Source organism: Burkholderia sp. 10_S31 (assembly GCF_056930375.1).
Genome location: NZ_JBXOWK010000001.1, coordinates 2,497,425 through 2,523,225 on the forward strand (window position 1 = coordinate 2,497,425; position 25,801 = coordinate 2,523,225).

Consider the following 25,801-nt stretch of genomic DNA (forward strand, 5'->3'; position numbering starts at 1 on the left):
TGTCACGCGTCGCCGTCGGCCTCCATCATCTTGCGCAACAGGTACTGCAATGCAACACGTTCGCCCGGGTTGAGCGGCCCGTACGTCCGCTCGGTCACCTGCCGCGCGAACGGCACCGTGCGGTCGATCAGCGCGAGGCCCGCCGCGGTCGCGCGCACGATCAGCTTGCGGCCGTCGCTCGGATCGGGCAGCACCTCGATCAGCGCGCGCGTCTTCAACCGCTCGACCACGCCGCGGATCGTCGCCTGGTCGATCGCGGTCGCCTTCACGATGTCGTTCAGCGAACACGCCTGCTTTTCCTTGACCGCGCACAGCGCGACGAACTGCGCGGCCGTCAGGTCCGAATCGGGGATCGCTTCCTGGAAGATTGCAACGTGCCGCTGATAGGCACGGCGCAGCAGGTGCCCGACCTGGTCGTGAAAGTCGTAGGAATCCTTGGAAGACGCCATGAAAATGAAGGCTCGCGCGGCATGAATGGGAAAGGCAAGCAGTGTACACCCTCAAATCGGCGCGATCGATCGCGCGGCCGCCGCTTCATTGCGGTGCATCAGGGTTCGTCGCGCCCTTCTCGCGTCGTGCCTGACGATCGCCTGACTGTGTCGACCCGCGCGCGGACATCGTCCTTGCGGTGCCAGCGGCTCGCGCCGTCCGGCAGCCGGCTGAACACACGTTTCCGCACCGTCGAAGGCATTGCATGCACACACTCCACTTTTAAGTGCGTACGCACGAAATTCGTGCATCTCGCGTCGCTCTGGAAGACCGTGCCGATATGCGCATCGTTTCGTCAAAATCCCCAAAAAATACGCGGTTTATCCGGTTTATTAGTCGATCATGACGCGTCCTTTTTCATGCCTGTGCGATTCCGTATTTTCTAGTGTGTACGCTATGTAATTGGCGTGCTATACAGACTCCAGCGCGCGGCGAACCTTCGCTCGCGTCGAACGGCCACCCACTCATCCGTCACATTCGAACAGGGGCAATCCCATGTCTACCGCACACCCGAGCGCCGCCGTCTCCGCCGACGACACGCTCCACGGCGCGCTCTACCGCAAGGTCACGCTGCGCCTGATCACGCTGTTCTGCCTGTGCTATTTCGCGGCCTATCTCGACCGCATCAACATCGGGCTCGCGAAGCTGCAGATGCTCGATGCGCTGAAGTTCAGCGACACCGTGTACGGGCTCGGCGCCGGCCTGTTCTTTGGCGGCTACATCCTGTTCGAAGTCCCGAGCAACCTGGTGCTGCAACGCGTCGGCGCGAAGCTGTGGATCGCGCGGATCATGATCACGTGGGGCCTGCTGTCGGGCGCGACGATGTTCGTGCATACGCCGATGCAGTTCTACATCGTGCGCTTCCTGCTCGGGGCCGCCGAAGCCGGCTTCCTGCCCGGCGTGCTGCTGTACCTGACGCAGTGGTATCCCGATGCGCGCCGCGCGCGGATCGTCGCGCTGTTCATGGTCGGCCTGCCGCTGTCGAGCATGATCGGCAGCCCGATCTCCGGCTGGATCATGCGCGCGTTCGACGGCGCGCACGGGCTCGGCGGCTGGCAGTGGCTGTTCCTGCTCGAGGCATTGCCATCGGTGCTGCTCGGCTTCGCGGTGCTGCGCTGGCTGCCGAACAGCATCGAGACCGCGCGCTGGCTGGACGCCGACGAGAAGCATGTGCTGCGCGCGAATCTCGACGCCGATCCGGCCGGCAACAAGAGCCATGCGCTCGGCCGCGCGTTCTCGGATCCGAAGGTGTGGGCGCTGGGCCTCATCGATCTGTGCGTGCTGCTCGGGCTGTACGCGGTGAGCTTCTGGCTGCCGACGATCCTGCGCGACACCGGCGTGAAGGACGCGTATCACATCGGCTGGCTGATGGTGATCCCGAATGCCGCGGCCGTGCTCGCGACGCTGTATTGCGGCGCGAGCTCCGACCGCGCGCGCGAGCGCCGCTGGCATATCGTCGTGCCGTTCCTGGTGTCGGCCGTCGCGCTCGCCCTCGCGGCCGGGTCGTCGCACGGCACGCTCGCGACCGTGCTGCTGTTCTCGCTGATCAACGCGGGCGCGGCCGCCGCGATGCCGGTCGTCTGGGCGCTGCCGTCCACGTTCCTGAAGGGCTCGGCCGCAGCCGGCGGGATCGCGTTCGCGTGCTCGATCGCGAACCTCGGCGGCTTCGGCAGCACCTACTTCATCGGCTGGCTGCGCGACACGTTCCATTCGCAAAGCGCGGGGCTGTATGGCTTCGCCGCCTGCATGCTGGTCGGTTGCACGCTCGCGCTCGCGTATCCGCCGAAGCTCGTGAACCGCTGATGTCATTCATGCGCGCGGCGACGCAACGCCGTCGCGCGCGATAGAACGATTTTCCGCATGTCGATGCGTACACAACGATATGCGGTCATGTGCCGCACCGCTTCCGGGTCGCGACAATCGTAAGAATTTTCGCGGCGCGTATCGATTGCCGTTTGAAACGCCGTTGCAGGAACGCCGCACGCGCAAGCAGTCACGTCCGTCACCGCGCTGCCTTTTTACAAGCACATCCGCCGACGCGCACGATCGCGCACGGCATGCAACGGCCTCCGCGCGCCGCACACGCCGCCGCACTGGCATCGCCGCGTTGCACACCGCGCAGGCACATCGCTTGCGCTATTCCTGCGCCCGCCAACTCCGGCGGACAACCATCCTTCCCTCAACCGGCGCTGCGTACCGTGCGGATCCTCGCGCGGCGACACCGCATCGCAAGCAGGTTCCCTGAACGAGAGGACGACAATGAAATCCATTCGAACGATAGTGGCCCTGTGCTCGGTCATTTCCGTACTCGCGGCATGCGGCGGCGACGGCAACGACGTCGGCACCGAACTCGGCATCTCGAAACCGCAGGCGCGCTTCATCAACGCGGTGCCGGCCGGCCCGAATCTCGACTACTACCTGAATGCGAAGGTGGATGCATCGGCCGTCGCGTACAAGGGCGTGACGCGCTATCACGACATCGACTCCGGCACGCAGACGGCCAGCTACGATGTCTCGGGCACGACCGCGACCGTCGCGTCGCAATCGTTCAGCGCGGCGAACGGCCATCACTATACGACGATCGCGTTGCCGAGCACGTCGTCGGCGATCTCCGTGATCGACGATCCGTTCGACAAGAAGCTACTGTCCGACAAGGCGCGCGTGCGCAGCTTCAACGCGTCGCCGAACGCGCAGAACGTCGACGTGTACGTCGTGCCTCCCGGCACCGACATCAACACGCAAAGTCCGACGCTGGCCGGCGCGGCGTACCAGAACGCAGTACCGGCAACAGGCCAGGACTCCGTGTACCTGAACGGCGGCAACTACCAGGTGGTCGTCACGACGGCCGGCAGCAAGACGCCTATCCTGAGGACCGCACCGGTCGCGATCAACAACAATGCCGACTGGCTGCTGGTGACGATTCCGTCGGGCGGCATCGGCGACGTGACGCCGAACGACGTCCACGTGCTCGTCGCGCAGGGCAACGATGCGGACACGTCCGCGCAGGAACTCGGCCCGCAGTAAGAACCTCGGCGGACTGCCGGCCGGCGGTCCGCCAAAGCAATGATCGCTGCGTCAGTCGGTCCGCTCGAGGCGGATCACGTGCTCGGCCCGCGTGCCGTCGCCGTGCTCGACATCGACGTCGCCGACATACCGGACCCGCCAGCCCGGCCGCGTCGCGATCTGCGGGACATTGCCGCCCGGCCGGCTCTCGATGCCGCCGAGCCCTTCGTCGGGCGTATCGACCGCGTCGTCGAGCGACGCGTTCGAGTAGATCACGTTGTCGTGCCACTCGGTCGCACCGGTGCGCGCCTCCATGCCCTTGCCGTCGACGTCGACGGTGTCGTCCGTCATCGCCATGTTCGCGTTGTCGAGCGTCACGATCCGGCCGGCGGCACGACGCACGGGGTCGCCGCTGTCGACCGCATAAGCATCAACGTCGATCGGCGGCAGACCGGTCGGCGTTTTCGCCGCGACCGCCTCCGGCGTCAGCGGCCGCTTCGCGACCTCCGCGGCCTGGGTCCCCGCATCGGGCATGTCGCCGGCCGCCGGCGTCTTCACCGGGCGCTTCTCGATCTGTTCCCGCTGCTGTTTGGGGGTTGGGTTCGATTCCGCGTTCTGCATCGCACCTCCTGTTCCGGACGGCGTGCGCCGGCATGATCCGGCGGGCTCCGATCCGGGAATCGCTACACGGTCCTTGCAAATCTTTCACGCGCAGGGCGCCGCACACGTGCGCCCTGCGACGCACGTGCCGCACCGGCCTGTCACCACGGCAGCACCGGGCGACGCGCCCGCGTATGCCGCGGGCGCCGCCCGCTTCCGCCGGTCAGCCGCCGCTCGCGCCTGCCGGCGCGGATGCCGCGCCCGGCATGCTCGCCGCGCCGCTGTCGGCGCCGCTGCCGGCCGCACCGCTGCTCGGCATGCCCGATGGCGCGGTGGACGGCGCCGGCGCCATGCCGCCCGTGGCGCTCGAACTCGTGCCGGTGTCGGTCTCGCTCTTCTTCTGACAGCCCGCACCCGCCGCCAGGCCGGCAATCAGGATGCCGGCGAAGACGGCTCGCGATACGTGACGAATGGAATATCGCTGCATGACACCTCCGCTAATGTCGATGTGGATGGAGACCCCTGACCAGCAATTCGCGTGCCTCGCCATCGCCGCCGACGATCGCACCCCATTCATTTTTCAAATGACGCCCAACCGAATATTTAATTTCCCATCGCCACGGCGGCCCCCCATACTCGCGAACAAATCCGAGACATAACGTCCACGGCGGCCGGACCCGCGCTGCGTGCACACGCTGCCGGTTCGCGCCCCATACATGGAAGGAGACAAGGCGTGCAACTGGAAGCCACCCACCGCGCGAGCATCGTGCTCAGCGCGGACGACGCACTGCATCGAACCGACACGGCCGCGCGCGATCCCGCGCTGAGCCCGCGGCTGCACAATCCCGACCTCGCGCCGACCAAGGCCGAGGGCCGGACCTGGGGCCGCTACAGCATCTTTGCGTTGTGGACCAACGACGTGCACAACATCGCGAACTACTCGTTCGCGATCGGCCTGTTCGCGCTTGGCCTGTCGGGCTGGCAGATGCTCGCATCGCTCGCGATCGGCGCCGTGCTCGTGTACTGCTTCATGAACCTCACCGGCTACATGGGCCAGAAGACCGGCGTGCCGTTCCCGGTGATCAGCCGGATGAGCTTCGGCATCTACGGCGCGCTCCTGCCCGCGATGATCCGCGCGGTGATCGCGATCGCGTGGTTCGGAATCCAGACCTATCTCGCATCGGTCGTGCTGCGCGTGCTGCTCACCGCGATCTGGCCTGGCCTCGCCGCGTTCGACCAGGACGCGATCCTCGGGCTGTCGACGCTCGGCTGGATCACGTTCGTCGCGATCTGGCTCGTGCAGATCGGCATCCTCACCTACGGGATGGAGATGGTTCGCAAGTACGAGGGGCTCGCCGGCCCGATCATCCTCGTCACGACGCTGTCGCTCGCCGCGTGGATGTTCAGCCGCACCGGCGGCCATCTCGCGATGTCGATCGGCAAGCCGATGACCGGCCTGAAGATGTGGACCGAGGTGTTCGCGGGCGGCGCGCTGTGGCTCGCGATCTACGGCACGCTGGTGCTCAACTTCTGCGATTTCGCGCGCTCGTCGCCGAGCGCGAAGACGGTGCGGGTCGGCAACTTCTGGGGCCTGCCGGTGAACATCCTCGTGTTCGCGACGATCAGCTTCGTGCTCGCGGGCGCGCAGTTCAAGCTGAACGGCCACATCATCCACAGCCCGACGGAAATCATCGCGACGGTGCCGAACAAGCTGTTCCTCGTGCTCGGCTGCCTCGCATTCCTGATCGTGACGGTCGCGGTGAACATCATGGCGAACTTCGTCGCACCGGCCTTCGTGCTGACGAGCCTCGCGCCGCACCGGCTGACGTTCCGCCGCGCGGGCCTGATCAGCGCGACGGTCGCGGTGCTGATCCTGCCGTGGAACCTGTACAACAGCCCGATCGTGATCGTCTACTTCCTGTCCGGCCTCGGCGCGCTGCTCGGCCCGCTGTACGGGATCATCACGGTCGACTACTGGCTCGTGCGCAAGCAGCGCGTGAACGTGCCCGATCTCTATACCGAAGCGCCGACCGGCGCCTATTTCTATACGCGCGGCGTGAACCGCAAGGCGCTCGCGGCACTCGTGCCGTCCGCGCTGATCTCGATCACGCTCGCCGTCGTGCCGGCCTTCAGCGCGATGACGCCGTTCTCCTGGCTGCTCGGCGCGGCCATCGCGGGCAGCGTGTACTGGCTGACGGCCGATCGCAAACGGCAATACGAGGAGCGCTCGGGCGAACCCATCGCGGTCGCCTGTGCCCAACACTGAACGCAGCATACGGAGTGAGTGCACCGATGAGAATCCTGGTAGTCAACGTCAACACGACCGAATCGATCACCGACGCCATCGCCGCGCAGGCGCAGGCCGCCGCGTCGCCGGGCACGGAGATCGTCGGGCTGACGCCGCGCTTCGGCGCGGAGTCGGTCGAAGGCAACTTCGAGAGCTACCTCGCGGCGATCGCGGTCATGGACCGCGTGCTGAGCTACGACGAGCCGTACGACGCGGTGATCCAGGCCGGCTACGGCGAACACGGCCGCGAAGGGCTGCAGGAACTGCTGACGGTGCCCGTCGTCGACATCACCGAAGCGGCCGCGAGCGTGGCGATGCTGCTCGGCCACCGCTACTCGGTCGTCACGACGCTCGACCGCACGGTGCCGCTGATCGAGGATCGCCTGAAGCTCGCGGGGCTCGATGCACGCTGCGCGTCGGTGCGCGCGAGCGGCCTCGCGGTGCTCGAGCTCGAGGAGAATCCGGCCCGCGCGATCGAGTCGATCGTCGGCCAGGCGCAACGCGCGGTGAAGGACGATCACGCTGAAGTGATCTGCCTCGGCTGCGGCGGAATGGCCGGCCTCGACCGGCAGATCGAGGAATGCACGGGCGTGCCCGTCGTCGACGGCGTATCGGCCGCCGTCGCGCTCGCCGAATCGCTGGTGCGCCTGAAGCTGAAGACCTCGAAGGTCCGCACCTATGCGCCACCGCGTCCGAAGCGGATCGTCGGCTGGCCGGGCACCTTCGTCAAATGACGGGCCGCGGGAACGCGTAGCGACATGCGGGACGCACCGGCGCCGAACGGCCTTCCCCTCGACGCGTCCGACGCAACGGGCGCGCTCGACGTACTGGACGCGCGGCTGATGCGCATCCTGCTCGTGCTGCTCACCGAGCGCACCGTGTCGCGCGCGGCCGTCCGGCTGAACATGTCGCAGCCGGCGACGAGTGCCGCGCTCAAGCGCCTGCGCACGCTGCTCGGCGATCCGCTGCTGGTGCGCAGCCGCTACGGGATGGTGCCGACCGAGTTCGGCGCGCGGTTGATCGACCCGCTGCGCAATGCGCTGCGCGTGATCGACTTCATCCGCATCCAGCAGCCGACGTTCGACGCACGCACATCCGTACGTACCTACCGGATCGGCTGCCCCGATTACCTGAACGTGCTGTTCGTGCCGAAGCTCGTCGCGCTGTTCCGCGAACGCGCGCCGAACGCGCAGCTCGTGTTCCATCCGCTCGGCGACGGCTTCGACGACGAACGTGCGCTCGCCGACGGCGAACTCGACGTCGTGATCGACAACCGCCCTGCCCGTTCATCGCGGTTCCGGCAGGACGACCTGTTCGACGACCGCGTCGTGTGCCTGATGCGCGCGACGCATCCGATCGCGCGGCGCGGCGCGATGACGGCCGCCGAATTCGCGCAGGCAGCGCAGCTGTGCCCGACACCGTCGTGGCTCGAAGCGTCCGGCGCGATCGACCGGCAGCTCGAACGCGTCGGCCTGCAGCGGCGGATCGTCGTCACGCTGCCGCATTTCGAACTCGCCGCGCATACGCTCGTGCGCTCCGACCTGATCCTGACCACCACGTACCGGCTCGCGCGCCACTACGCGAAGCTGCTGCCGCTCGGCGCGGTTGCGCTGCCGGCCGAGCCGCCCGACATCGTGTACCGGATGACGTGGAACGAATCGGGTTCGTGCGTCGACGGCGTGCGCTGGCTGCGCGCGCTGATCGCCGAAGCGACGCGCAGCTGGCTCGATACGGAGGCCGCTCGGCCGGCCGTCGCGGCGGTTGCCGCGAATGCGGATGTACCCGCGCGCCCGACCATGCCGACCGCCAGCGACCCGCTCGAACCCGCGCGACGCCCCCGTCGCCGGCAGGCGACGCATTGCGGCACGTCGCAGCGGCCACGCGTCGCGCGCGCGGCGCGCATCCATCGCATCGCGACGAAGTCGCACTGAATCACTCGGAATTGCGCTGAATTGTGCCGAACCGCTCGCGCCGCACCGGGCGCGGCGTCACACGTGCCGCGCGATCGCGAGCAGCACCGACAGCGACACGATCGACCCGAGCGTCGACAACAGGATCGTGCGCGACGTCACATGCGCTTCGCGCCCGTAGAACTCGGCCAGCATGTATGGCCCCGTGCCGGTCGGCAGCGCGGCGAGCACGACCACGATCTGCGCGAGTACCGGCGGCATCGCGAACACGCGCACGCCGAGCCACCACGCGAGCGCGGGCTGCACGTCTTGAACACGCTGCGTAAGACCGGAACGCGCAAGCTTAACGGCGCCGTATCTTCGCGTGCAATGGGCGGCGTACGCGCCGCCGCGCGGATCACGCATCGCGCATCGGTTGCGTAAGCAACTTGTATGCAACCGTAGCGGCAGCGAGCGCGAGCACGCCGCTCACTGTCAGCGCGGCGGCGAATCCGCTCGCAAAGGCCGCGGGCGCCGCGTCCGCGAGCGTGCGCGCGGCCGACGGCGGCACGTGCGCGAGCGCCTGCGCGAGATCGCCGGCCAGCAGGCTCGACATGAACGGCGCATCGACGAATGCCTGTGCGCCCGGCGCGGCGGACAGCAACCGGTCGAGATGCGCGTGCGTGCTGGCAGCCAGCACCGCGCCGAGCACGCCGACGGCCGTCACGATCGCCGAGAAGCGGGTGGTCGTGCTGATGCCCGACGCCATCCCGGTACGGTTCGGCGGCACGCACGCCATGATCGCCTTCTGCGTATCGCCGTTCATGATGCCGGCGCCGCAGCCCGTCACGAACATGCCGAGCGCGACGAGCCGGTAGTCGCCTGCGGCCGTCAGCGCCGCGGTCGCGAGATTGCCCGCGCCGATCAATGCGAGCCCGCCCGCCAGCACGCCGCCGGACGACACGCGCGTGGCGAGCATGCCGCCGAGCGACGGCCCGGCGATCATCGCGATCGCGAACGGCAGCATTCCGAGCCCCGCGTCGATCGCCGACATGCCGAACGCGTTCTGCAGGTACAGCGGCAGGAACGTCATCATCACCTGCGCGCATGCCGCATAGCCGAACATCGCGAGCACGGCGCCGACGAAGCGCGGCTGGCGGAACAGCGCGAGATCAATCATCGGCCGTGCCTGCCAGCGCTCCGCGCCGATGAACGCGGCCAGCAGCGCGGCGACGAGCGCGAACCGGCCGAGCGTCGCGGCCGACAGCCAGCCGTGCGCCGGCGCACCGATCAGCGCCGCGATCGCGCACGCGAGCGCCGCGCCGAACAGCAGGCTGCCGGCGGCGTCCATCCGTTTCGCATGCGGATCGCGCGATTCGTCGATCGCGACCCGCGCGCCGGCCGCGAGCAATGCACACACCGGCAGGTTCAGCAGGAACACCCAGCGCCAGCCGATCCACTGCGTGATCGCGCCGCCGACGAGCGGCGCGACGGCCGTCGCGATCCCCATGCACATCCCCCAGATCGCCCACGCGCGGGCCCGCTCGCGCCCGTCCGGAAAACGGTTCGCGATGACCGCGAGCGCGGCCGTCAGCAGCAGCGCGGCCCCGCCGCCCTTCACCGCGCGCGCGGCGATCAGCCAGCCGGCCGACGGCGCGAGCCCGCAACCGAGCGACGCGAGCGAAAAGAGCGCGAGCCCCGCGCCGAGCATGCGCTTGCGCCCGAAGCGGTCCGCGAGCCCGCCGGCCGGCAACAGGCATGCGGCGAACGCGGTCATGTAGGCGCTCACGACCCACTCGATGTCGGCGAAGCTCGCATGGAAGCCGCGCGCGATGCTCGGCAGCGACACGGCAACGACGTTCGTGTCGAGCACGATCAGCGAGCACGTCGCCGATGCGACCGCGAGCGTCGCGGCGGCCGGCAGGCGGGTGCCCGCACGCACGGCGGCGCGCGCGCCTGCGCGCGGGGCGGGGGAAGACTGGGACATCGACGGCTCCAGAGCAAGAGGAACGAGCCGTATGCTAGGCTGCGGCCGTATTGCCCGTCATTGATACATCCATGCAGTTTTATTAACGAAAATTGCAACCATGAATCCGCTCGAATTCCGTCATGTACGCGCGTTCCTGAGCGTCGCGCGGCACCTGCATTTCGCCCGCGCGGCCGACGCGCTCGACATGGCGCCGCCCGCGCTGACGCGGCAGATCCAGGAAGCCGAGCGGCTGCTCGGCGTGCGGCTGTTCCAGCGCTCGCGCCGCGCGGTCACGCTGACGGCGGCAGGCGTTGCGTTTCTCGCCGAGGCAACTGCCGCGTTCGAGCATCTGCAGCGCGGCCGCGAACTCGCGACGCTGGCCGAGCGCGGCGAACTCGGCCGCATCGAAATCGGCTACGTGTCGTCGGCCGTCTATTCGGGCACGCTGCAGCGTACGGTCGGCGCGTTCCGCGCCGCGCATCCGCGCATCGAACTGAACCTGCGGGAAGTGCCGATGGACGACGTCGCGAAGCAGCTCGACGCGGGCCGGCTCGACCTCGCGTACGTGCGCCCGCCGTTGCCGCTGCCGGGCGCGCTGCGGATCGTCACGCTGCAGCGCGACGTGTTCGTCGCCGCGGTGCCGGCCGATTCGCGCTACGCGGCGATGACCGCCGTGCGTGCCGCCGATCTCGCCGACGCGCACTTCGCGGTGCCCGAACAGGAGCGCGGCACGCTCGAAGTCGCACGCCGCGGCCGCTTCGCGCCGGTAATCGCCGCGCGGCCGGGCGGATTGCTCGCGGTGCTCGCGTGCGTGTCGGTGAACGGCTGGGTCGCGGTGATTCCGGATGCGCTCGCCGGCTGCGTATCGTTGCCGGGCGTCGTGTACCGGCCGATCGCCGGCAAGCCGATCATGTCCGAACTCGCACTCGCGCACCGGCGCTTCGAGAAAGCGCCTGCGGTGCGCGCGTTCCTGCGCACCGTCCCTGCGGCAGGCTAGAAGCTGTTCACGCTGATAACGGGTTTGCGCCGGCCCCACGAACGAATTTTTCCAAAACAGGGGAACGCGCGTTGCCTGTCGTTCGCCGAGGCGGCCACCGCCTCATCTTCCCCGCCATGCCTCTCTCACACGAATAAGCATTTCGCGATTCGATGTTTGCCGGCGCCAGACCGATTTCGTAATCTGCCCGGCAGCCGCGCGGCCCGCGCGCGGATTACCGAGGACCCGCCGCCGATGACTTCGCCCCCCGCCCCGGCCCGCCGCCGCGCACTGCTGCGCGTGGCCGCCCTGGCCGCCGCACCGCTTGCGGGCGCCGCCGCCCTGCCCGCCCGCGCGGCCGGCACCGACCTGTCGAACGTCACGCTGGTGCTCGGCGACCAGGCCGGCGGCCTGCGCGCGCTGGCCGAGGCCGCACGCGTGCTCGACGGCGTGCCATACCGGTTTCGCTGGGCGAATTTCCAGGGTGCGGCGCCGCTGTTCGAAGCGCAGCGCGCGGGCGCGATCGATCTCGCGCCGGCCGGCGACCTGCCCGTGCTGACGGCCGCGCTCGGCGATCCGGCGCTGCGGATCGTCGCGACGCGCGTCGGCTCGCCGGCATCGCTCGGCATCGTCGTGCAGCCCGATTCGCCGGTGCGCACGGTTGCCGACCTGAAGGGGCGCACCGTCGTCGTATCGTCGGCACGCGGCAGCATCTCGCAATACCAGCTGTACGGCGCGCTGCGCGAACACGGCCTCGCACCGGGCGACGTCGACGTGCGCTTCGTGCTGCCGGTCGACGCGTTCGCCGCGTTCGAGGCGAAGCAGATCGGCATCTGGGCGACCTTCGACCCGTACTACGGAAACGTGGTGCGGCGCGGCGCGCGCATCGTGCGCGACGGCAGCGGGATCAATTCCGGGCTCGCCTTCCTCACGTCGCCGGTCGATACGCTCCACGACCGGTCGAAGCGCGCTGCGCTGTCGGACGTGCTCGCGCGGCTCACCCGTGCCGGCCAGTGGGCGCTCGCGCATCCGGCCGACTATGCGACCGTCTATGCGTCGCTCACGCGCCTGCCGCGCGATGCGGCCGCCGATATCGCCCGTCGCGCCGCGCTCGCGCAGCGCGGCGTCACCAGCGCGGACATCGACGTGCTGCAGCGCGTCGCCGATCGGGCAGCCGCGGACGCGATCCTGCCGAAGCGCGTCGACGTCGCATCGATCGCGGTGCGCAACCTGTCGGCTGCGTAATCGGCCACATAGCTGGCTGCGCACATACTCAACGCGGCTTCGACATGTCGAGATCCGGCACGTCGTCGCCGAACGTCGACGCAACCAGCGTGCGCATCGCGGCGACCAGCAGCGTCGGCCCCGACTGGTTGAACGTGCAGCGCTCGCCCGCCGCTGGCACTGCCCGATGCAGCACCGCGCGCCACGCGCCATGCCCGCCGTCGCGCTCGAACGCGCCGAACGGCAAACGCTCGACGAGCAGGCCGCCGTCCGCCCATGAAGACGACGGCGCGTACGGCACCGGCACGCCGCCCGGTTCGCGAATGACCGTGCATCCCGCGGCGCCGACGCGCGGCGCGCCGAGGTCTTCCGCCATCGCCACCCAGAAATCGAGCGGCGCACCCGTCAGATCCTGAACCTGCATCGCGCCCTCCGTCGGCACTGAAAACGCCATCCTAGCGCCGCCGCGCGCGGCTCGCCGACAATCGCCCGCCGGTGTTTTCCCCGGTGCGCCGTCCCCCGTGGAAATCCATCGATACGTGTTACGAATCGTCGATTCCTGCCTACAATGAACGCAACACCTGTCGTCCGGCCTGCGGTGGACCAGCACGCCGGAATCGAATTCGCGTCGAACCGGGCCAGGCCCGTTCGGCAGACGACAGCCGGAACCATACGGTGCAGCGCAGGCCGGATCTCTCGGGGGAGCCGCAGCATGTCCACGCACGCCAGGAAGCCGCTGATATCGCTCGTCGTGCCGTTTCATGACGAAGAGGAAACGATCGACGCGTTCTTTGCCGAAACGCTGCCCATTCTCGAGTCGGTCGCCGGGATCCGCTTCGAGGTCGTCTGCATCAACGACGGCAGCCGCGATCGCACGCTCGACCGGCTGCTCGCGATCGCTGCCGGCGACTCGCGCGTGCACGTCGTGGATCTCACGCGCCGCTTCGGCAAGGAAGCGGCGCTCACCGCGGGCCTGGACGAAGCGGCCGGCGCCGCGGTGATCCTGATCGACGCCGACCTGCAGGACCCGCCCGCGCTGATTCCCGCGATGATCGAACACTGGCGCGGCGGCGCCGAGGTCGTCGCCGCGAAACGCACCGACCGGATGTGCGACCCCTACCTGCAGCGCGCGGCGGCGGCGCTCTACTATCGCGTGCACAATGCGCTGTCCGAGGTGGAAATGCCGGAAAACGTCGGCGATTTCCGCCTGATGGACCGCGAAGTCGTCGATGCGCTGCGCGCGCTGCCGGAGCGGCGACGGTTCATGAAGGGGCTGTTCGCGTGGGTCGGCTTTCGCACCACGATCGTCGAATACACGCGTGCGCCGCGCAGCGGCGGCCGCTCGAAGTTTTCCGGATGGCGGCGCTGGAATTTCGCGCTCGAGGGCATCACGAGCTTCAGTACGGTGCCGCTGCGCGTGTGGACCTACGTCGGCCTCACGTTCGCGATGCTGTCACTCGTGTATGGCGCCTTCATCGTGGTGCGCACGCTGCTGTTCGGCAATCCGGTGCACGGCTACCCGTCGCTGATTTCCGTCGTGCTGTTCGTCGGCGGCATCCAGCTGATCGGCATCGGCGTGATCGGCGAATACCTCGGCCGGATCTATCACGAATCCAAGCAGCGCCCCGTCTATCTCGTCAGGCGCCGCTTCCGTGCCGAGCGCGATGCCGCCGCGCAGCCGGCATCGAAGCTGCTGCAATTCCCGCTGAAGCGTGCGCCCGCGGCCCGCCGCCGGGCAGCGGCACCGGCAGCCGCCGGCATCGCCGCCCGCAAAGCATCGTTCAAGTAAAACCGGGCCGCGGCAATTGGACATTACGCAACAATCGACGCACTCGACGAAGCGCCCGGTCGGCGAGTGGCTCACACCGCGACGCATCGCCCTGTACAGCATGCTGATGCTCGTGTTCTACGTGCTGTTCGTCGCGATCTGGATATCCGTCATTCGTCATGCGCAGGGAGCCGTCCTGTCGCGCGCCGGCGCCGACTTCTCGATATTCTGGTCGGCATCGTACGTCATGCTGCACGGCTCGCCATCGCAGGCATACGACTTCTCCGCGTTCTCGCGACTGACGGGCGAACTGTTCGCGAACCTTCGTCGCGACGTCTTCGCCCCGTGGCTGTACCCGCCCACCTATCTGCTACTCGTGACGCCGCTGGCGCTGTTGCCCTTCGCGCTCGGTTATCCGCTGTTCGTCGCATTCGGCGTCGCCGTGCTCGGCGTCGTCGCGTGGCGCGTATCCGGCCTTGGTGCGATTCCCGGCGCATGGCGCTCCGGTTCGCTCGCGCTGGTCGCCGCACCCTGCGTGTTCGTCACCGCGACGCTCGGGCAAAACGCGTTTCTGACCGCATCGTGCGCGGCACTGGCCGTCCATTGGGCCGGTCGACGGCCGATGTGGGCCGGCTTCTGCATCGCCCTGCTGTCGGTCAAGCCGCAGATGGCGTTGCTGTTCCCGTTCGTGCTGGTTGCGGCACGCGCATGGCGCACGATCGCGTGGGCCGGGCTCGCCACTGGCACATTCGTCGCGCTGAGCGTCCTGGTCTGCGGCCTCGAGTCGCTACGCCTGTTCGTCGCCAGCACGGGCCTCGCGCGCTCGATCGTCCTCGAACATGGTGTCGTGTTCTGGCTCGCGTCGCCGACCCCGTTTGCGGCGTTCCGACTGGCAGGCGTGCCGCTCGGTGCCGCCTATGCCGCACATGCGTGTATCGCCGCGATCGCGATCGCAGCCGCCTGCATTGCGTGGGCGCAGTCGCGCGATACCCGCTTGCGCGCGGCCGTGCTGACGGTCGCGACGCTCACGGCGAACCCGTATGTGTGGCACTACGAACTCGCGTGGCTCGCCATCGCGATCGCCTGCATGCTGGCGATCGGCTGGCGCGACGGCTGGCTGCGCGGCGAACAGACCGCGATCGCGCTGATATGGGCGCTGCCGATCGCCGAATACCTGAACCCATGGCTGGAGCTACCGCAGATCGGCCCGGCCGTGACGCTCTTCGCGCTGCTCGTGCTGCTGCGCCGCGCGCGGCACGACGCTCACAACGCGAGCCGCGGCGGCACGTACACGCCGTAGTACGGCCCGACGCCCGTCGCGACGCCGGTCATCTTAACGCCTGCGACGAAGTGCCCCTGGATGTACTTGTACGAGCTGCCGAGCGACACGTCGATGTGGAACGCAGCAAACGCGACGATCGGCACGTAGGTGCTGCTCGATGTCTGCGTGACGACCGGCAGCACGACCGTCGCGCCGACCGGCACCGACGTGTAGAGCGTCGCCTTCACGCCGGTTGCGAGATAGATGCTGTCGCCGATATTGAGCGTCGTCGGGTTGCCGGTCACCATCAGGCCGCCCATCGTCGTCGTGTCGGTCGCGGTCGACTGGAATGACGTCCACTGGCCGCCCATGCACAGCAAGCCATAGGTCTGGCCGTTGGTGATCGAGAACTCGAACGGCTGGCCCGTCAGCGGATTGATCAGCGGCTGGTTGGTCGCCGTGTTCCAGTACTGGTTGTACACGCACTGGTCGATCGCGACCGGAAAGAGACCGCCCGCCGCCACCCCGCCGGGCGCGGCGAGCACCGCGATCGCGGTCGCGCTGCCGGACGCACCGGGGATGCCCAAAAGCCCGCCGAGCAGCAGCGGAATCGAGCCGCCGTTCACGCCCGGCGCGCGCGATACGGTGACCTGCACCGCCGGCACGTCGTACGCGCCGGGCGTGATGGTGGTCGGCTGCATCGTTGCGGGGCTGCGCGTCACGTTCCAGTACCCGGTCGTCACCGTGCCGGTCGACAACGGCGCGCCCGCGGCCGTGTTCTGCGCGATCACGCCGTTCGCCGCCGGCGCGGCCTGCGACCAGTTCAGCGCGCCGCCGCTCGGCGACATCATCGCGTCGGCCGCCGCGAGCGCTGCCGCGTCGGCGGCGTTCTGCAGCTGGTTGCGCACCGCGGCGACCCACGCAATGTCGATCGCCAGCGCGCCGAACGACAGCAGCGGAATCAGGAACATCACGAAGAACAGCGCGACGGAGCCGCGCTCGCGCGCGGCGCCGCTGCATCGCGTGCCGGCTGCGTCATTCATAGAGCATCACCGCGCTGGCCGAGACCGTCACCGGGCCGGTCAGCGCGCTGAGCGCGGAACCCAGCACCATCCCGGAATACGTGTAAGTCACCGTCACCGTCAGCGCGGTGCCCGACGTCGTGCCGTTCGCCTGCGTCACGGTCACGGTCGGCGGCGTCGCCGTGCCGCCCGTGATCAGGCTGTTCTGCGTGTAGCTCAGCGCGACGTTGGCGATCTGTGTCGTGGTCAGCATCGGCACGCGCAACACGACGCCGGCACGTGCGGCTTCGCGGCTCGCGTTCGTGATCACGGCCTTGTCGCACAGCAGCAGGCTCGTATCGATGATGCCGATCAGCACCATCAACAGGAACGGCAGCATCAGCGCGAACTCGAGGGACACGACGCCGCGCGCGTGGCGGGCGCGCATCGCGCCGCGTGTCATTTTGCGGCCCCCGCGACGGGCGGCGCGACACGTGGATCGAGCGCGGCGCCCGTCAACGGTCGCGCGGCATTGGCGACCGGGCGCGCCGCGAGCCGGGCGCGCACGGCCTGGTAGACGCGCAGATTGTCGGCCACGGCCGACGCGGGCAAGTCGGCGGACAGCAGCTTCTTCGCCGAATCCGTATTGCCGAGCACGCCATAGGCGAACGCGAGATTCTGGCGCGCCTGCCACGGCGCATCGGGCAGCCCTGCGACGTCGAGCAGCACGTTCACGCCCTCGCGCGGGCGGTTGCTCAGCACGAGCGACAGCCCCAGGTCGACGCGCAGCCCCTGCGCATCCGGATGTGCGCGCAGCGCATCCCGGTACACGGCCTGCGCGTCCTCGTGGCGGCCCTGCAGGTCGAGCACCGTGCCAAGCCCCTGCGCCGCGAGCGGCAGGTTCGGCTGCGCGGCCAGCAGGTCGCGGTAGCGCTGGCCGGCCTCGTCGAGCCGACGCTGCCGCAACGCGACGCGCGCGAGCCCGACCTGCGGCCCGAGTTCCGCGGGCGCCTGCTGGTGAGCCTGCTCGTAGAGAATCCGCGCGCGCTCCAGGTCGCCGGCCCGGTAGTTGACGTCGCCGAGCCCCAGGCGCGCCGCGAGCGAGTCGGGATGCCGGGCGAGCACCTTCTCGTACAGCGTCGACGCGAGATCGATATTGCCGCCGACGAGCGCGCTATCGGCGATGCGCAGTTCGGCCTGCGGGTCGTCGCTCTTGTGCGACAGCGCCGGCCTCGTCTGGATGCCCGGCGCGCAGCCGCCGGCCAGCACCGGCAGCACGGCCGCGAATGCAAGCGCGCGGACGACGGAGCATGTCATTTGAGCACCTCGATCAGACGGATGGCCGCCGGGCCCGCCGCGATCAGGCCGACCGTCGGCAGGATGAACAGCATCATCGGCAGCGTGATCTTCGGCGCGAGCTTCGCGGCCTTCTCCTCGAGTGCGACGATCTGCTCGGTGCGCTCGCTGCGCGACAGGGTTCGCAGCGCCTGCGTGATCGGCGTGCCGAATCGCTGCGATTGCGTGAGCGTCGTGGCCAGCGAGCGTGCCGACGCAAAGTCGACACGTCTCGCGAAATGCGTCAGCGCTTCCGATACGTTGCCGCTCAGCGTCAGCTCGTCCGCGCAGACCGTCAACTCGTCGGCCAGTGGCGGGCAGATGCGCTCGAGTTCGCGCGCGACGCGCCGCACGCCCGATGCGAGGCTGTTTCCCGCCATCGTGCAGATCACGAGCAGGTCGAGCGCATCCGGAAAGCACGCGGCGATGATCCGCCGGCGCCGCCGGATCATCGCGCCGAGCACGTATTCTGGCACGATCACGCCGATCACGAACGCGCCGACCATCGCCACCGCTCGAATCACGAAGTATTCGCCGAGGCGCGGAATGTACGGGCTGAACACGATCGCGATGCCCGCGAACAGCACGCCGCAGCTCAGCTTGATGCCGATCATCGACAACACCGCACGCCGGTCGCGAAAACCCGCGCGCGTCAACTGCAGCCCCAGCTTCACACGCTGCATCGGATCGAGCACCGGCAGCCGCTCGCCGAGCTGCGCGAGCCGCCGCGTCAGGTCCTGGCGCACCTCGCCGGGCTGCAGGCGCCCCGGCACCAGCGACGGCGGGCGTTGCCCGGCCGCCTGCTGCACGCGCGCGGCGATCCGCCGCCGCGTGCCGCCGCCGGGCGTCGCGAGCGCCACCGCGACGCAGGCGAGCAACAGCAACAGTTCGAGGCCGCGGGCGGCCAGCATCGAGATCGTCATCGCGCGGTATCCAGTTTCGACATCTTGTTGATCGTCAGCAGTCCGATCGTCAGCAGCACCGCGGCAATCGTCAGCATCACGCGCCCGGCGTGCGTATCGAACAACAGCATCACGTACGCGCGGTTCACGAGGAACAACGCGCCGATCATCACGAACGGCATCGCCGAAATGATCTTCGTCGTGATCCGCCCCTCGGCAGTCAACGCGCGTGTCTTCAGGCGAATGTCGCGGCGTGTGCGGATGATGCTCGACAACTCGTCGAGCGTCTCGCCGAGGCTGCCGCCGGTCTCGCGCTGCAGCAGCAGATAGACGGTGAAGAACGAGAAGTCCGCGATCATCAGCCGGTCTGCCGCGTGCGTCAGCACGTCCTTCAGGTCGGCGCCGACGCGCAGGCTGTCGCCCATCGTGCGGAAGGTCGAGCGCACCGGCTCCGCCGCGTTGTCACCCACCGTGCTGATCGCCTGCGTGACCGGAATGCCCGCGCGCACCGCACGCACGATCAGGTCGATCGCGTCCGGGAACGCTTCGAGAAAGCGCAGCCTGAAACGCTCGACCAGCGCGCGGTAGCTGGCGCGCATGGCGACCAGCGGCAGTCCGACGTAGATCAGCGGATGCACCACGCGCGGCAGCGCGACGAGCTCGACCGCGACGATCGCAGCGATCGCGCCGGCGATCGTGCTGGCGACGACGATCCGCATGCCGTGCTCGCCGCCCACCGCACGCACGCGCGTCACGTAACGCTGCAGCCACGCGCGCGCGCGGCCTTGCCGGCGCGGCAGGTTGAACAGCGCGACGCCGGGCGCGGCGGACGCACCGGCCTCGCGGCCCGCCAGCGACGGCGCGAGGTGCCGCATCCGCACACGAATGCGCTGCTCCGGCGCCTGGCGCGCGCGATCGAGCAGCGCGGACAGCGCGAGGCCGGCCCCGAGGATCACGACGAATGCGCCGAGCGCGAACAGGTCTGCCGTGCTCATTGCCGGAATACCTCGGAGAGCGCGTCCTCGATGCCGTAGTCCGCGGCGCGCTGCGCGAACGCGGGCCGCAACGACGACGCCTCGAACATGCCTTTCACTGCATCGCGCGTCGTGTCGCTTTCCTGGCGGAACGTGAACAGGTCCTGCGTGATCACCACCTCGCCTTCCATCCCGACGATCTCGGTGATCCGGGTCACGCGGCGCACGCCGTCGCGCATCCGCTCGACCTGCACGAACAGATGCACGGCGCTCGCGATCTGGCGCCGGATCGACAGCAGCTGCAGATTCGCGTTCGCCATCATGACCATGCTTTCGAGCCGGCTGATCGCGTCGCGCGGCGTGTTCGCATGGATCGTCGTCATCGAGCCGTCGTGGCCCGTATTCATCGCCTGCAGCACGTCGAAGGCCTCCGCGCCGCGGATTTCGCCGAGGATGATGCGGTCGGGCCGCATCCGCAGCGCGTTACGCACGAGGTCGCGCTGCGAGATGCCGCCGAGCCCTTCGGTATTCTCCGGCCGCGTCTCGAGGCTGACGACATGCGGCTGCAGCAGCTGCAGCTCGGCCGCATCCTCGATCGTCACGATCCGCTCGTGCTCGTCGATGTGCTGCGACAGCGCGTTGAGCAGCGTCGTCTTGCCCGAACCCGTACCGCCGGAGATCACGATGTTCAGCCGGCACGCGCACGCGATCTTCAGCACCTGCAGCATCCCGTGCGAAATATTGCCCTGATGCGCCATTCGCGCGAGCGTGATGTCGCGCTTCGCGAACTTGCGGATCGAGATCGACGCGCCACGCAACGCGATCGGCGGCAGGACCACGTTCACGCGGCTGCCGTCGGCAAGCCGCGCGTCGACCATCGGGCTGCTCTCGTCGACGCGGCGCCCGATCGCCGCCGCGATCCGCTGCGCGACGCTCGTCACGTGCGCGTTGTCGCGAAACTTCAGCGACGTGAGTTCGAGCCGGCCCGCGCGCTCGACATACACCTGATCGGGGCCGTTCACGAGGATGTCCGAAACTGTGTCGTCGGCGAGCAGCGGCTCGATCGGCCCGACGCCGAACATGTCGTTCAGGATCGCGTCGACGATCAGCACCTGCTCGCCCGCCGTGATCTTCAGGCGTTCGCGCTCGACCGTGTGCGCGGCCACCTGTTCGATGCCCGCGCGCACTTCGTCGCGCGTCTTCATCAGCGCCGCCGACATGTTCAGCGACGCGAACACCGCAGTGCGAATCGCGTCGAACTTGCCGGAGCGGATGAGCGCCTCCTGGGTGTCGGCGGCCGCAGGCCCGCGGGCGAAGGCCGAAGCCTGGCTCGCGGTCGGCCCCGGCCCCGGCCCCGGCGTGGGTGCCGGTGCGCCGTCGCGCGGCGCGGCAGGAGAAGCGGCCGGCACCGGATCGGGCGCCTGCCGTTTGCGGGTACCGAACGTCACGATCCTTTCCTCCATTTGACGAAGCGCGCATACCACGGCTCGGCGACGGCCATCGATTCGCCGGTGATGCCGTTCGCAAGCAGCCGGATCTCGTCCACGAAACCCTGGCGTTTGGCGGCTTCGATCGGCTCGCCGAGGTTCTCGGCGACCGCGAGCGGCTGCGGCTCGTGCGGCAGCTCGCGCAACCTCACGCCGCCGAACGCATCCTCGAAATCGGTCTGCGCGACGCGTCCCTTGACCGGCTCGAGCGGATTGTTCAGCACCATCGACAACAGCCGCTCGCCGGGCAGTTCCCTCACGAAGCGCGCAAGCCGCGCGGCTTCGTACGCGGCATGCACGGAGCGGTCGGCAACGATATAGACGAGATCGGACGCCTCCAGCGCACCTTCGAACAGCTTGCCGGCGCGGTATCCCACGTCGAACAGCACGTAATGGAAGCGGTCCTTCAGCATGTCGACGAGCTGCGCGATCGCACCGTCGCGCAACGGCGCATCTTCGCCGTACGCCAGTTCGGCCGACAGCATATGCAGGCGATCGCCCTTCGGGACGACCATGCGGTCGAACAACGCGTCGTCGGGACGCTGCTCCATGTTCAGCAACTCGATCAGCCCGTTGTTGCTCGACAGCCCGAGCATCGAGTTCGCGCCGCCGCCATGCAGGTTCAGGTCGACGTATGCGACGCGGCGGCGTTTCTCGCCGGTCAGGCAGCGTGCGAGACTCACCGCGATCGTCGTCGTGCCGACGCCGCCGCGCGCGCCGACGAAACTGACCACCTTGCCGGTGCGCACCTGGACGACCGATTCCGTCGCGGTCAGCGCACGCCGCATCAGCTCGACGGTCAGCGGCTTCACGATGTAGTCCTGCACGCCGATGCCAAGCAGGTTGCGGAACAGACCGACATCGTTCTGCATGCCGATCGCCACGACCCTCACCGACGGATCGCACACATCGGCGAGCCGCATCAGGTCCGACACCGGCAGCACGGAATCCGACACGTCGACGATCAACTGGCGCGGCGAGCGCTCGTGCTGCTGCAGCAGCCGGATCGCGTCCTCGCAGTTGCCCGGCTGCACGTGCGCACGCGTGATCGACAGGTCCTGCGCGACGCGGCGGATCACGTCTTCGCTGCCCGCGTCGGACACGACCGCGATGAGATCCGCCGCTCCGGCGGGGGCGGCGCGCTTGGCGTTCTGGCGGTCGAGGACGTTCATGGGCGGCATCGCGATCGCATCGGGAGTGGGTCGAGTGGGTCAACGGCCGGGCGAACCGGTCGTCGTCAGCGTCTTCTCGGGTGTCGGCTGCTTCACGCGATCCTCGACGTAGCGGCGCACCGCGTCGGCGGCGACTTGCGCATCGGCGCCGCCGTACGGAACGGGCGCGACGAGATCTTCCGGCCGCGCGAGCATCGTCGCGAGATTCGTGTAGGTCGCACAGCCGAACGGCACGCCGGGCCGCCCGAACCCGGCATCGACGAGATGCGACGGCTGCATCAGCTTCGCGCAGTCGGGCGGCACCGCGTGCACGCCGTCGAAGCCGATCGCGCGTGCATCGGGCAGGTTGATCGGCGGCGGCGCCGACAGGCAGCCTGCGAGCGCCAGCGGCAGCAGTGAGGAGACGATGGTTCGAACTCGCATGCGCGCGCCTCCGGTCAGTACACGAAACCCGCGGCGCCGACGAGACGCGGCGTGTCGCCCGACAGCAAGTCGAGCCCGAGATTGTGCTGGATCGCGAACTCGAGATCGCTGCTCGGCCGCGCGACGGTGTCGAGCGCCTGCTCGAGCTGACCTGGGCCGGTGGGCTGCACGATATACGGCGTGACGATCACGACGACCTCGGTCTTGTTGTCCTGGAAGTTCTTCGACGAAAACAGCCGGCCGATGATCGGTAGCCGGCCGAGCCCGGGGATCTGCGACACGGTATCGGCCGTCTGGCTCTGCAGCAGCCCGCCGATCGCGAAGCTCTGCCCGCTCGACAGCTCGACCGTCGTCTCGACGCGCCGCACCGAGAGTCCCGGCACCGTGACGCCGCCGGTCGTCACGCTGTTGCTCGAATCGACCTCGCTTACTTCAGGGCGCACTTTCAGGCTGATCCGGTTGTCGGCGAGCACGGTCGGCGTGAAGTCGAGCGACACGCCGAACGGCTTGAACTCGACCGTGATCGCACCGGTCGTGGTGCCGGCCTGCGCGACCGGAATCGGAATCTCGCCGCCCGCGAGGAAGCTCGCGGTCTGGCCGGACATCGCGGTGAGATTGGGCTCCGCGAGCATCGTGATCAGGCCTTCCTGATCGAGCGCGTCGAGCACGACGTCGATCGACCAACGCCCCGCGTGGAAGCCGCCCAGCACCGAATACGCGCCGGTCGGCGACAGGTTGAACAGCTTGGTCGTCGGGTCGATCAGCGTGCGCCCGTTGAACAGCCCGCCGATGAAGTTGCCGGCTGCGCCGAGCGAGCTCCAGTTGATGCCGAGCTGCTGCGTGATGTTGCGGCTGACCTCGGTCACGCGCACGCGCAGGTTCACCTGGATCGGGCGCGACAGCGTGAGCCGGTTGACGATCTTTTCCCGGTCGTTCACGTAGGGCGCGAGCGACTGCATCACGGCGTCCGCATCGGCCGCGCTCGGTACCTTGCCCGACACCATCAGCGAGCCCGGCGCGCCGGACACCGACAGCTTCAATTGCGGAAACCGGCTGTCGAGCACCGCCTGCAGCGATGCCGTGTCGACCTGCACGATCACCGTGCGGCGCAGGATCGGCCGGTGGTTCGCGCCGAGCGCGATCAGCGTGGTGGTGCCTGCCTTCTTGCCGAATACGAACACGGTGCGCGGCGACGGCACCTGGATGTCCGCGATGCTCGGGTCCGCGACGAACATCGCGGTCGCGGGTTCGGACAACGACAGCATCTCGCCCTTGCCGGTCGCGATCGACAACGCCGCACCCGCGTCCGCCACCTGCGCGCGCTGCGCGAGTGCGGCACCCGGCAAGACGATGCAGGCCAGGTACCAGAAAGCGATCCAACGAACCGTGCGCACCATGCGTTTTCTCGTCAAATGCCGGCCGCCGGGCGGCCGGCCCGAATCGTCACCGCGTCACTGCGACACCGCCGCCCGCGGCGCTTTCGCCGTTGCGTCCGCGGCGACATTACCGCCCGCCGACGCGGCCGGCGCAACCGGTGTACCTGGCCAGCCCGACGGCAGCGGCGGCAGGCCCGGCGTGCCGATACCGCCGCCGCTACCGCGCGATACATCGTCGACCGACGAGCCGCGATAGATCACGACCGTGTTGCCCTGCGCTGCCGGCCGCGTGCCTGCGTCCGTCCTCGCGGACGTCGCCCGTGCCGCGCGCGACACGTCGCCGGCCCATACCGGTGCCGTATCAGGCTCCTGTTCGTCGCCGCCGGCCGCCTGACGGCGATCGCTCGTCGCGAAGCTGCGCAGCGCCAGCGACAGCGAACCGAGGCGCGTCGCGACCAGCACGACCTGAGCGGTGCGCGGTGCGACTTCGAGCGTGACCGTGCGTGCGCGAACCGGCACGTCCGGCGCACTCGCAGGCGTCTTCGCACGCTGGAACTCCGAGCCGACCGCGAGCACGCGCGCGCGCCGCACGACCGTCTCGGCTTCGAACGTGCCGGGCACCGTCGCGGAACCGCCGATCTCCTGCGTGAGCACCACGTCGACGAAGTCGCCCGGCTGGATCAGACCCGCGTTGCCCGACACGTCATCGACCGGCACCGAGATCGCGCGCATGCCGGGCTGCAGCGCGGCCGCGAGAAAATCCGGCGCGCCGGCCGGTATCACGTTATCCGCGCGGATCGGCGCGCCGGCTTCGACGCGGTTGCGCAGCAGCGCGCCTTTCAGGTCCGCGCCCGGCTGCGACTCGACAAACGCGCCGGCCGGCACTTGCGTGCTCGGCATGCGCTTCCACGCGAGATCGTTGTCGCGCAGCAGCAGCCCTTCCGGCAGGTCCGCGGCCGCGACGCGCACGCGTGCCTCCGTCGCTTCGCCAGGCGCCGACGGCGTCGACGCGGCAACGTACAACTGGCGCAGGATGAACGCACCGATGCCTGCAGCGATGATCAACACGGCCATTCTCAGCGGTTTGGGCATGGCGGCGTGCGTCCCCCGGCTAAGTGAGCGAAACGGCGTGGGGAAACCGCGCCCAGACGGCCAACCCGCCGCCGAGCGCGAGCGCGACGCCGTACGGCACGCCGCGCGTCGCGAGCGCGGTCGCCGGCGCGATACGACGCCGTCGCGCGACGATCGCAAGCGCTGCGAGGCCGCACGCGGCACCGCTCGCACAGACGAGCGTCAACACCGGAAATGCGAGCGTCGGGCCGGCCCATAAAAACACCGCCGCCGCCAGCTTCACATCGCCGCCGCCGATCCAGCCTGCGTGACGCAGGCCGCCGAACACCGCCAGCATCGCCGTTGCGGTCGCAACGTGGCCGGCGACCTGCGCAAGACCGTCGTGCGCAAGCGCCGCCGCGACCAGGTACAACGTCGCGAACGCCAGCACCGCGCGATTGGACAGCCGCCGCGCGCGCACATCCTGCATCGCGAGCGACGCCAGCACCAGCGTCGCCGCCGACTGTACGAGATAGAGCATCGGAGAGCCGTCCGTGGGCGCGCCCCGACTGGATACGTCGTACCGCTGCGGATCCGTATGTGCGTCGGCGGCGC

The 25,801-nt window shown here is 69.0% G+C and carries 25 protein-coding genes and 1 pseudogene; 10 read left to right on the forward strand and 16 right to left on the reverse strand.

Translation table 11 applies throughout. The features are described from left to right. Positions 1–2: 2 nt before the first annotated feature. Positions 3–449, reverse strand: a complete 447-nt coding sequence (locus AC1Z3W_RS11170) for a MarR family winged helix-turn-helix transcriptional regulator (RefSeq protein WP_057923828.1) — start codon at positions 447–449, stop codon at positions 3–5. A 535-nt stretch (positions 450–984) separates the two neighbouring features. Here AC1Z3W_RS11170 and AC1Z3W_RS11175 point away from each other — a divergent pair. Continuing rightward, on the forward strand, positions 985–2,292 hold the full coding sequence (locus tag AC1Z3W_RS11175) for an MFS transporter (protein ID WP_124832766.1): 1,308 nt from the start codon (positions 985–987) through the stop codon (positions 2,290–2,292). A 456-nt stretch (positions 2,293–2,748) separates the two neighbouring features. Continuing rightward, positions 2,749–3,513 (forward strand): DUF4397 domain-containing protein, encoded by a 765-nt coding sequence (locus AC1Z3W_RS11180; protein WP_057923830.1) that lies wholly within the window; start codon positions 2,749–2,751, stop codon positions 3,511–3,513. Positions 3,514–3,564: 51 nt separating this feature from the next. Here the strand turns inward: AC1Z3W_RS11180 and AC1Z3W_RS11185 are convergent, their stop codons facing one another. Next, the gene (locus tag AC1Z3W_RS11185; protein WP_483507591.1) at positions 3,565–4,113 is read right to left on the reverse strand and encodes a DUF3005 domain-containing protein; all 549 of its coding nucleotides are present in this window, start codon (positions 4,111–4,113) and stop codon (positions 3,565–3,567) included. Positions 4,114–4,286: 173 nt separating this feature from the next. On the opposite strand from AC1Z3W_RS11185, the gene AC1Z3W_RS11190 reads away from it, so the two are divergent. The 4 genes from AC1Z3W_RS11190 (at position 4,287) to AC1Z3W_RS11205 (ending at position 8,310) form a co-directional block, all read left to right on the forward strand. Then, on the forward strand, positions 4,287–4,496 hold the full coding sequence (locus AC1Z3W_RS11190) for a hypothetical protein (RefSeq protein WP_162492260.1): 210 nt from the start codon (positions 4,287–4,289) through the stop codon (positions 4,494–4,496). 329 nt (positions 4,497–4,825) lie between these two features. Then, positions 4,826–6,358: an NCS1 family nucleobase:cation symporter-1 gene (locus tag AC1Z3W_RS11195; protein WP_483507592.1), complete on the forward strand. Its 1,533-nt coding sequence runs from the start codon at positions 4,826–4,828 to the stop codon at positions 6,356–6,358. 26 nt (positions 6,359–6,384) lie between these two features. Next, positions 6,385–7,113 carry an aspartate/glutamate racemase family protein gene (locus tag AC1Z3W_RS11200; protein WP_057923832.1) on the forward strand — a complete coding sequence of 243 codons (729 nt, stop codon included), beginning with the start codon at positions 6,385–6,387 and terminating at the stop codon, positions 7,111–7,113. 24 nt (positions 7,114–7,137) lie between these two features. Beyond that, positions 7,138–8,310, forward strand: a complete 1,173-nt coding sequence (locus AC1Z3W_RS11205; RefSeq protein WP_483507593.1) for a LysR family transcriptional regulator — start codon at positions 7,138–7,140, stop codon at positions 8,308–8,310. A gap of 57 nt (positions 8,311–8,367) precedes the next feature. On the opposite strand, the pseudogene AC1Z3W_RS11210 reads toward AC1Z3W_RS11205, so the two are convergent. Together AC1Z3W_RS11210 and AC1Z3W_RS11215 are read right to left on the reverse strand one after the other, a co-directional pair. Beyond that, positions 8,368–8,598 (reverse strand): annotated as a pseudogene (locus AC1Z3W_RS11210) (AEC family transporter); the annotation flags it as partial. An 88-nt stretch (positions 8,599–8,686) separates the two neighbouring features. Continuing rightward, the gene (locus AC1Z3W_RS11215; RefSeq protein WP_483507594.1) at positions 8,687–10,255 is read right to left on the reverse strand and encodes an MFS transporter; all 1,569 of its coding nucleotides are present in this window, start codon (positions 10,253–10,255) and stop codon (positions 8,687–8,689) included. Between the two features lie 100 nt (positions 10,256–10,355). Between AC1Z3W_RS11215 and AC1Z3W_RS11220 the strand changes: the two genes are divergently transcribed. Then, entirely contained in the window at positions 10,356–11,234 is an 879-nt protein-coding gene (locus AC1Z3W_RS11220; protein WP_057923836.1) for a LysR family transcriptional regulator, read from the forward strand. Between the two features lie 234 nt (positions 11,235–11,468). Continuing rightward, entirely contained in the window at positions 11,469–12,458 is a 990-nt protein-coding gene (locus AC1Z3W_RS11225; protein ID WP_057923837.1) for an ABC transporter substrate-binding protein, read from the forward strand. Between the two features lie 28 nt (positions 12,459–12,486). On the opposite strand, the gene AC1Z3W_RS11230 is transcribed toward AC1Z3W_RS11225, so the two are convergent. Continuing rightward, a complete protein-coding gene (locus AC1Z3W_RS11230; protein ID WP_057924128.1) occupies positions 12,487–12,861 on the reverse strand; it encodes a phage protein NinX family protein in 375 nt (124 codons plus the stop codon). A gap of 288 nt (positions 12,862–13,149) precedes the next feature. Between AC1Z3W_RS11230 and AC1Z3W_RS11235 the strand changes: the two genes are divergently transcribed. Further along, a complete protein-coding gene (locus AC1Z3W_RS11235; RefSeq protein WP_057923838.1) occupies positions 13,150–14,226 on the forward strand; it encodes a glycosyltransferase family 2 protein in 1,077 nt (358 codons plus the stop codon). A 16-nt stretch (positions 14,227–14,242) separates the two neighbouring features. Continuing rightward, positions 14,243–15,505 carry a glycosyltransferase family 87 protein gene (locus AC1Z3W_RS11240; RefSeq protein ID WP_483507595.1) on the forward strand — a complete coding sequence of 421 codons (1,263 nt, stop codon included), beginning with the start codon at positions 14,243–14,245 and terminating at the stop codon, positions 15,503–15,505. On the opposite strand, the gene AC1Z3W_RS11245 is transcribed toward AC1Z3W_RS11240, so the two are convergent. From AC1Z3W_RS11245 to AC1Z3W_RS11295, 11 genes are read right to left on the reverse strand one after another with little or no spacing between them, the layout of a single operon-like run. After that, positions 15,469–16,509 (reverse strand): TadG family pilus assembly protein, encoded by a 1,041-nt coding sequence (locus AC1Z3W_RS11245; RefSeq protein ID WP_057923840.1) that lies wholly within the window; start codon positions 16,507–16,509, stop codon positions 15,469–15,471. The two genes, AC1Z3W_RS11240 and AC1Z3W_RS11245, sit on opposite strands and share 37 nt — an antisense overlap. Next, complete coding sequence (locus AC1Z3W_RS11250; RefSeq protein WP_057923841.1) at positions 16,502–16,930, reverse strand: TadE/TadG family type IV pilus assembly protein; 429 nt, start codon at positions 16,928–16,930, stop codon at positions 16,502–16,504. The genes AC1Z3W_RS11245 and AC1Z3W_RS11250 overlap by 8 nt, the downstream gene beginning before the upstream one ends. Further along, entirely contained in the window at positions 16,927–17,784 is an 858-nt protein-coding gene (locus AC1Z3W_RS11255; RefSeq protein WP_057923842.1) for a tetratricopeptide repeat protein, read from the reverse strand. Before AC1Z3W_RS11255 ends, AC1Z3W_RS11250 begins: the two co-directional genes overlap by 4 nt. Beyond that, the gene (locus AC1Z3W_RS11260) at positions 17,781–18,725 is read right to left on the reverse strand and encodes a type II secretion system F family protein (protein ID WP_483507596.1); all 945 of its coding nucleotides are present in this window, start codon (positions 18,723–18,725) and stop codon (positions 17,781–17,783) included. The genes AC1Z3W_RS11255 and AC1Z3W_RS11260 overlap by 4 nt, the downstream gene beginning before the upstream one ends. After that, positions 18,722–19,699, reverse strand: coding sequence for a type II secretion system F family protein (locus tag AC1Z3W_RS11265; RefSeq protein WP_483507597.1), 978 nt, complete (start codon positions 19,697–19,699; stop codon positions 18,722–18,724). The genes AC1Z3W_RS11260 and AC1Z3W_RS11265 overlap by 4 nt, the downstream gene beginning before the upstream one ends. Next, positions 19,696–21,126: a TadA family conjugal transfer-associated ATPase gene (locus tag AC1Z3W_RS11270; RefSeq protein WP_057924129.1), complete on the reverse strand. Its 1,431-nt coding sequence runs from the start codon at positions 21,124–21,126 to the stop codon at positions 19,696–19,698. The genes AC1Z3W_RS11265 and AC1Z3W_RS11270 overlap by 4 nt, the downstream gene beginning before the upstream one ends. Beyond that, complete coding sequence (locus AC1Z3W_RS11275) at positions 21,123–22,346, reverse strand: CpaE/TadZ family protein (protein WP_057923845.1); 1,224 nt, start codon at positions 22,344–22,346, stop codon at positions 21,123–21,125. Before AC1Z3W_RS11275 ends, AC1Z3W_RS11270 begins: the two co-directional genes overlap by 4 nt. A gap of 30 nt (positions 22,347–22,376) precedes the next feature. Then, on the reverse strand, positions 22,377–22,760 hold the full coding sequence (locus AC1Z3W_RS11280; protein ID WP_057923846.1) for a CpaD family pilus assembly lipoprotein: 384 nt from the start codon (positions 22,758–22,760) through the stop codon (positions 22,377–22,379). Positions 22,761–22,774: 14 nt separating this feature from the next. Continuing rightward, on the reverse strand, positions 22,775–24,157 hold the full coding sequence (locus tag AC1Z3W_RS11285) for a type II and III secretion system protein family protein (protein WP_483507598.1): 1,383 nt from the start codon (positions 24,155–24,157) through the stop codon (positions 22,775–22,777). Between the two features lie 54 nt (positions 24,158–24,211). Then, positions 24,212–25,228 carry a Flp pilus assembly protein CpaB gene (gene cpaB / locus AC1Z3W_RS11290; RefSeq protein ID WP_483507599.1) on the reverse strand — a complete coding sequence of 339 codons (1,017 nt, stop codon included), beginning with the start codon at positions 25,226–25,228 and terminating at the stop codon, positions 24,212–24,214. A gap of 19 nt (positions 25,229–25,247) precedes the next feature. Then, positions 25,248–25,727, reverse strand: a complete 480-nt coding sequence (locus tag AC1Z3W_RS11295; protein WP_057923849.1) for an A24 family peptidase — start codon at positions 25,725–25,727, stop codon at positions 25,248–25,250. Positions 25,728–25,801: the final 74 nt, after the last annotated feature.

Excerpts from the sequence above, each read along its gene's own strand:
- AC1Z3W_RS11170 (WP_057923828.1), bottom strand. The coding sequence starts at position 449 with ATGGCGTCTTCCAAGGATTCCTACGACTTTCACGACCAGGTCGGGCAC.
- AC1Z3W_RS11175 (WP_124832766.1), top strand. The coding sequence starts at position 985 with ATGTCTACCGCACACCCGAGCGCCGCCGTCTCCGCCGACGACACGCTC.
- AC1Z3W_RS11180 (WP_057923830.1), top strand. The coding sequence starts at position 2,749 with ATGAAATCCATTCGAACGATAGTGGCCCTGTGCTCGGTCATTTCCGTA.
- AC1Z3W_RS11185 (WP_483507591.1), bottom strand. The coding sequence starts at position 4,113 with ATGCAGAACGCGGAATCGAACCCAACCCCCAAACAGCAGCGGGAACAG.
- AC1Z3W_RS11190 (WP_162492260.1), top strand. The coding sequence starts at position 4,287 with ATGCCGCGGGCGCCGCCCGCTTCCGCCGGTCAGCCGCCGCTCGCGCCT.
- AC1Z3W_RS11200 (WP_057923832.1), top strand. The coding sequence starts at position 6,385 with ATGAGAATCCTGGTAGTCAACGTCAACACGACCGAATCGATCACCGAC.
- AC1Z3W_RS11205 (WP_483507593.1), top strand. The coding sequence starts at position 7,138 with ATGCGGGACGCACCGGCGCCGAACGGCCTTCCCCTCGACGCGTCCGAC.
- AC1Z3W_RS11215 (WP_483507594.1), bottom strand. The coding sequence starts at position 10,255 with ATGTCCCAGTCTTCCCCCGCCCCGCGCGCAGGCGCGCGCGCCGCCGTG.
- AC1Z3W_RS11220 (WP_057923836.1), top strand. The coding sequence starts at position 10,356 with ATGAATCCGCTCGAATTCCGTCATGTACGCGCGTTCCTGAGCGTCGCG.
- AC1Z3W_RS11225 (WP_057923837.1), top strand. The coding sequence starts at position 11,469 with ATGACTTCGCCCCCCGCCCCGGCCCGCCGCCGCGCACTGCTGCGCGTG.
- AC1Z3W_RS11230 (WP_057924128.1), bottom strand. The coding sequence starts at position 12,861 with ATGCAGGTTCAGGATCTGACGGGTGCGCCGCTCGATTTCTGGGTGGCG.
- AC1Z3W_RS11235 (WP_057923838.1), top strand. The coding sequence starts at position 13,150 with ATGTCCACGCACGCCAGGAAGCCGCTGATATCGCTCGTCGTGCCGTTT.
- AC1Z3W_RS11245 (WP_057923840.1), bottom strand. The coding sequence starts at position 16,509 with ATGAATGACGCAGCCGGCACGCGATGCAGCGGCGCCGCGCGCGAGCGC.
- AC1Z3W_RS11250 (WP_057923841.1), bottom strand. The coding sequence starts at position 16,930 with ATGACACGCGGCGCGATGCGCGCCCGCCACGCGCGCGGCGTCGTGTCC.
- AC1Z3W_RS11255 (WP_057923842.1), bottom strand. The coding sequence starts at position 17,784 with ATGACATGCTCCGTCGTCCGCGCGCTTGCATTCGCGGCCGTGCTGCCG.
- AC1Z3W_RS11260 (WP_483507596.1), bottom strand. The coding sequence starts at position 18,725 with ATGACGATCTCGATGCTGGCCGCCCGCGGCCTCGAACTGTTGCTGTTG.
- AC1Z3W_RS11265 (WP_483507597.1), bottom strand. The coding sequence starts at position 19,699 with ATGAGCACGGCAGACCTGTTCGCGCTCGGCGCATTCGTCGTGATCCTC.
- AC1Z3W_RS11275 (WP_057923845.1), bottom strand. The coding sequence starts at position 22,346 with ATGCCGCCCATGAACGTCCTCGACCGCCAGAACGCCAAGCGCGCCGCC.
- AC1Z3W_RS11280 (WP_057923846.1), bottom strand. The coding sequence starts at position 22,760 with ATGCGAGTTCGAACCATCGTCTCCTCACTGCTGCCGCTGGCGCTCGCA.
- AC1Z3W_RS11285 (WP_483507598.1), bottom strand. The coding sequence starts at position 24,157 with ATGGTGCGCACGGTTCGTTGGATCGCTTTCTGGTACCTGGCCTGCATC.
- cpaB (WP_483507599.1), bottom strand. The coding sequence starts at position 25,228 with ATGCCCAAACCGCTGAGAATGGCCGTGTTGATCATCGCTGCAGGCATC.
- AC1Z3W_RS11295 (WP_057923849.1), bottom strand. The coding sequence starts at position 25,727 with ATGCTCTATCTCGTACAGTCGGCGGCGACGCTGGTGCTGGCGTCGCTC.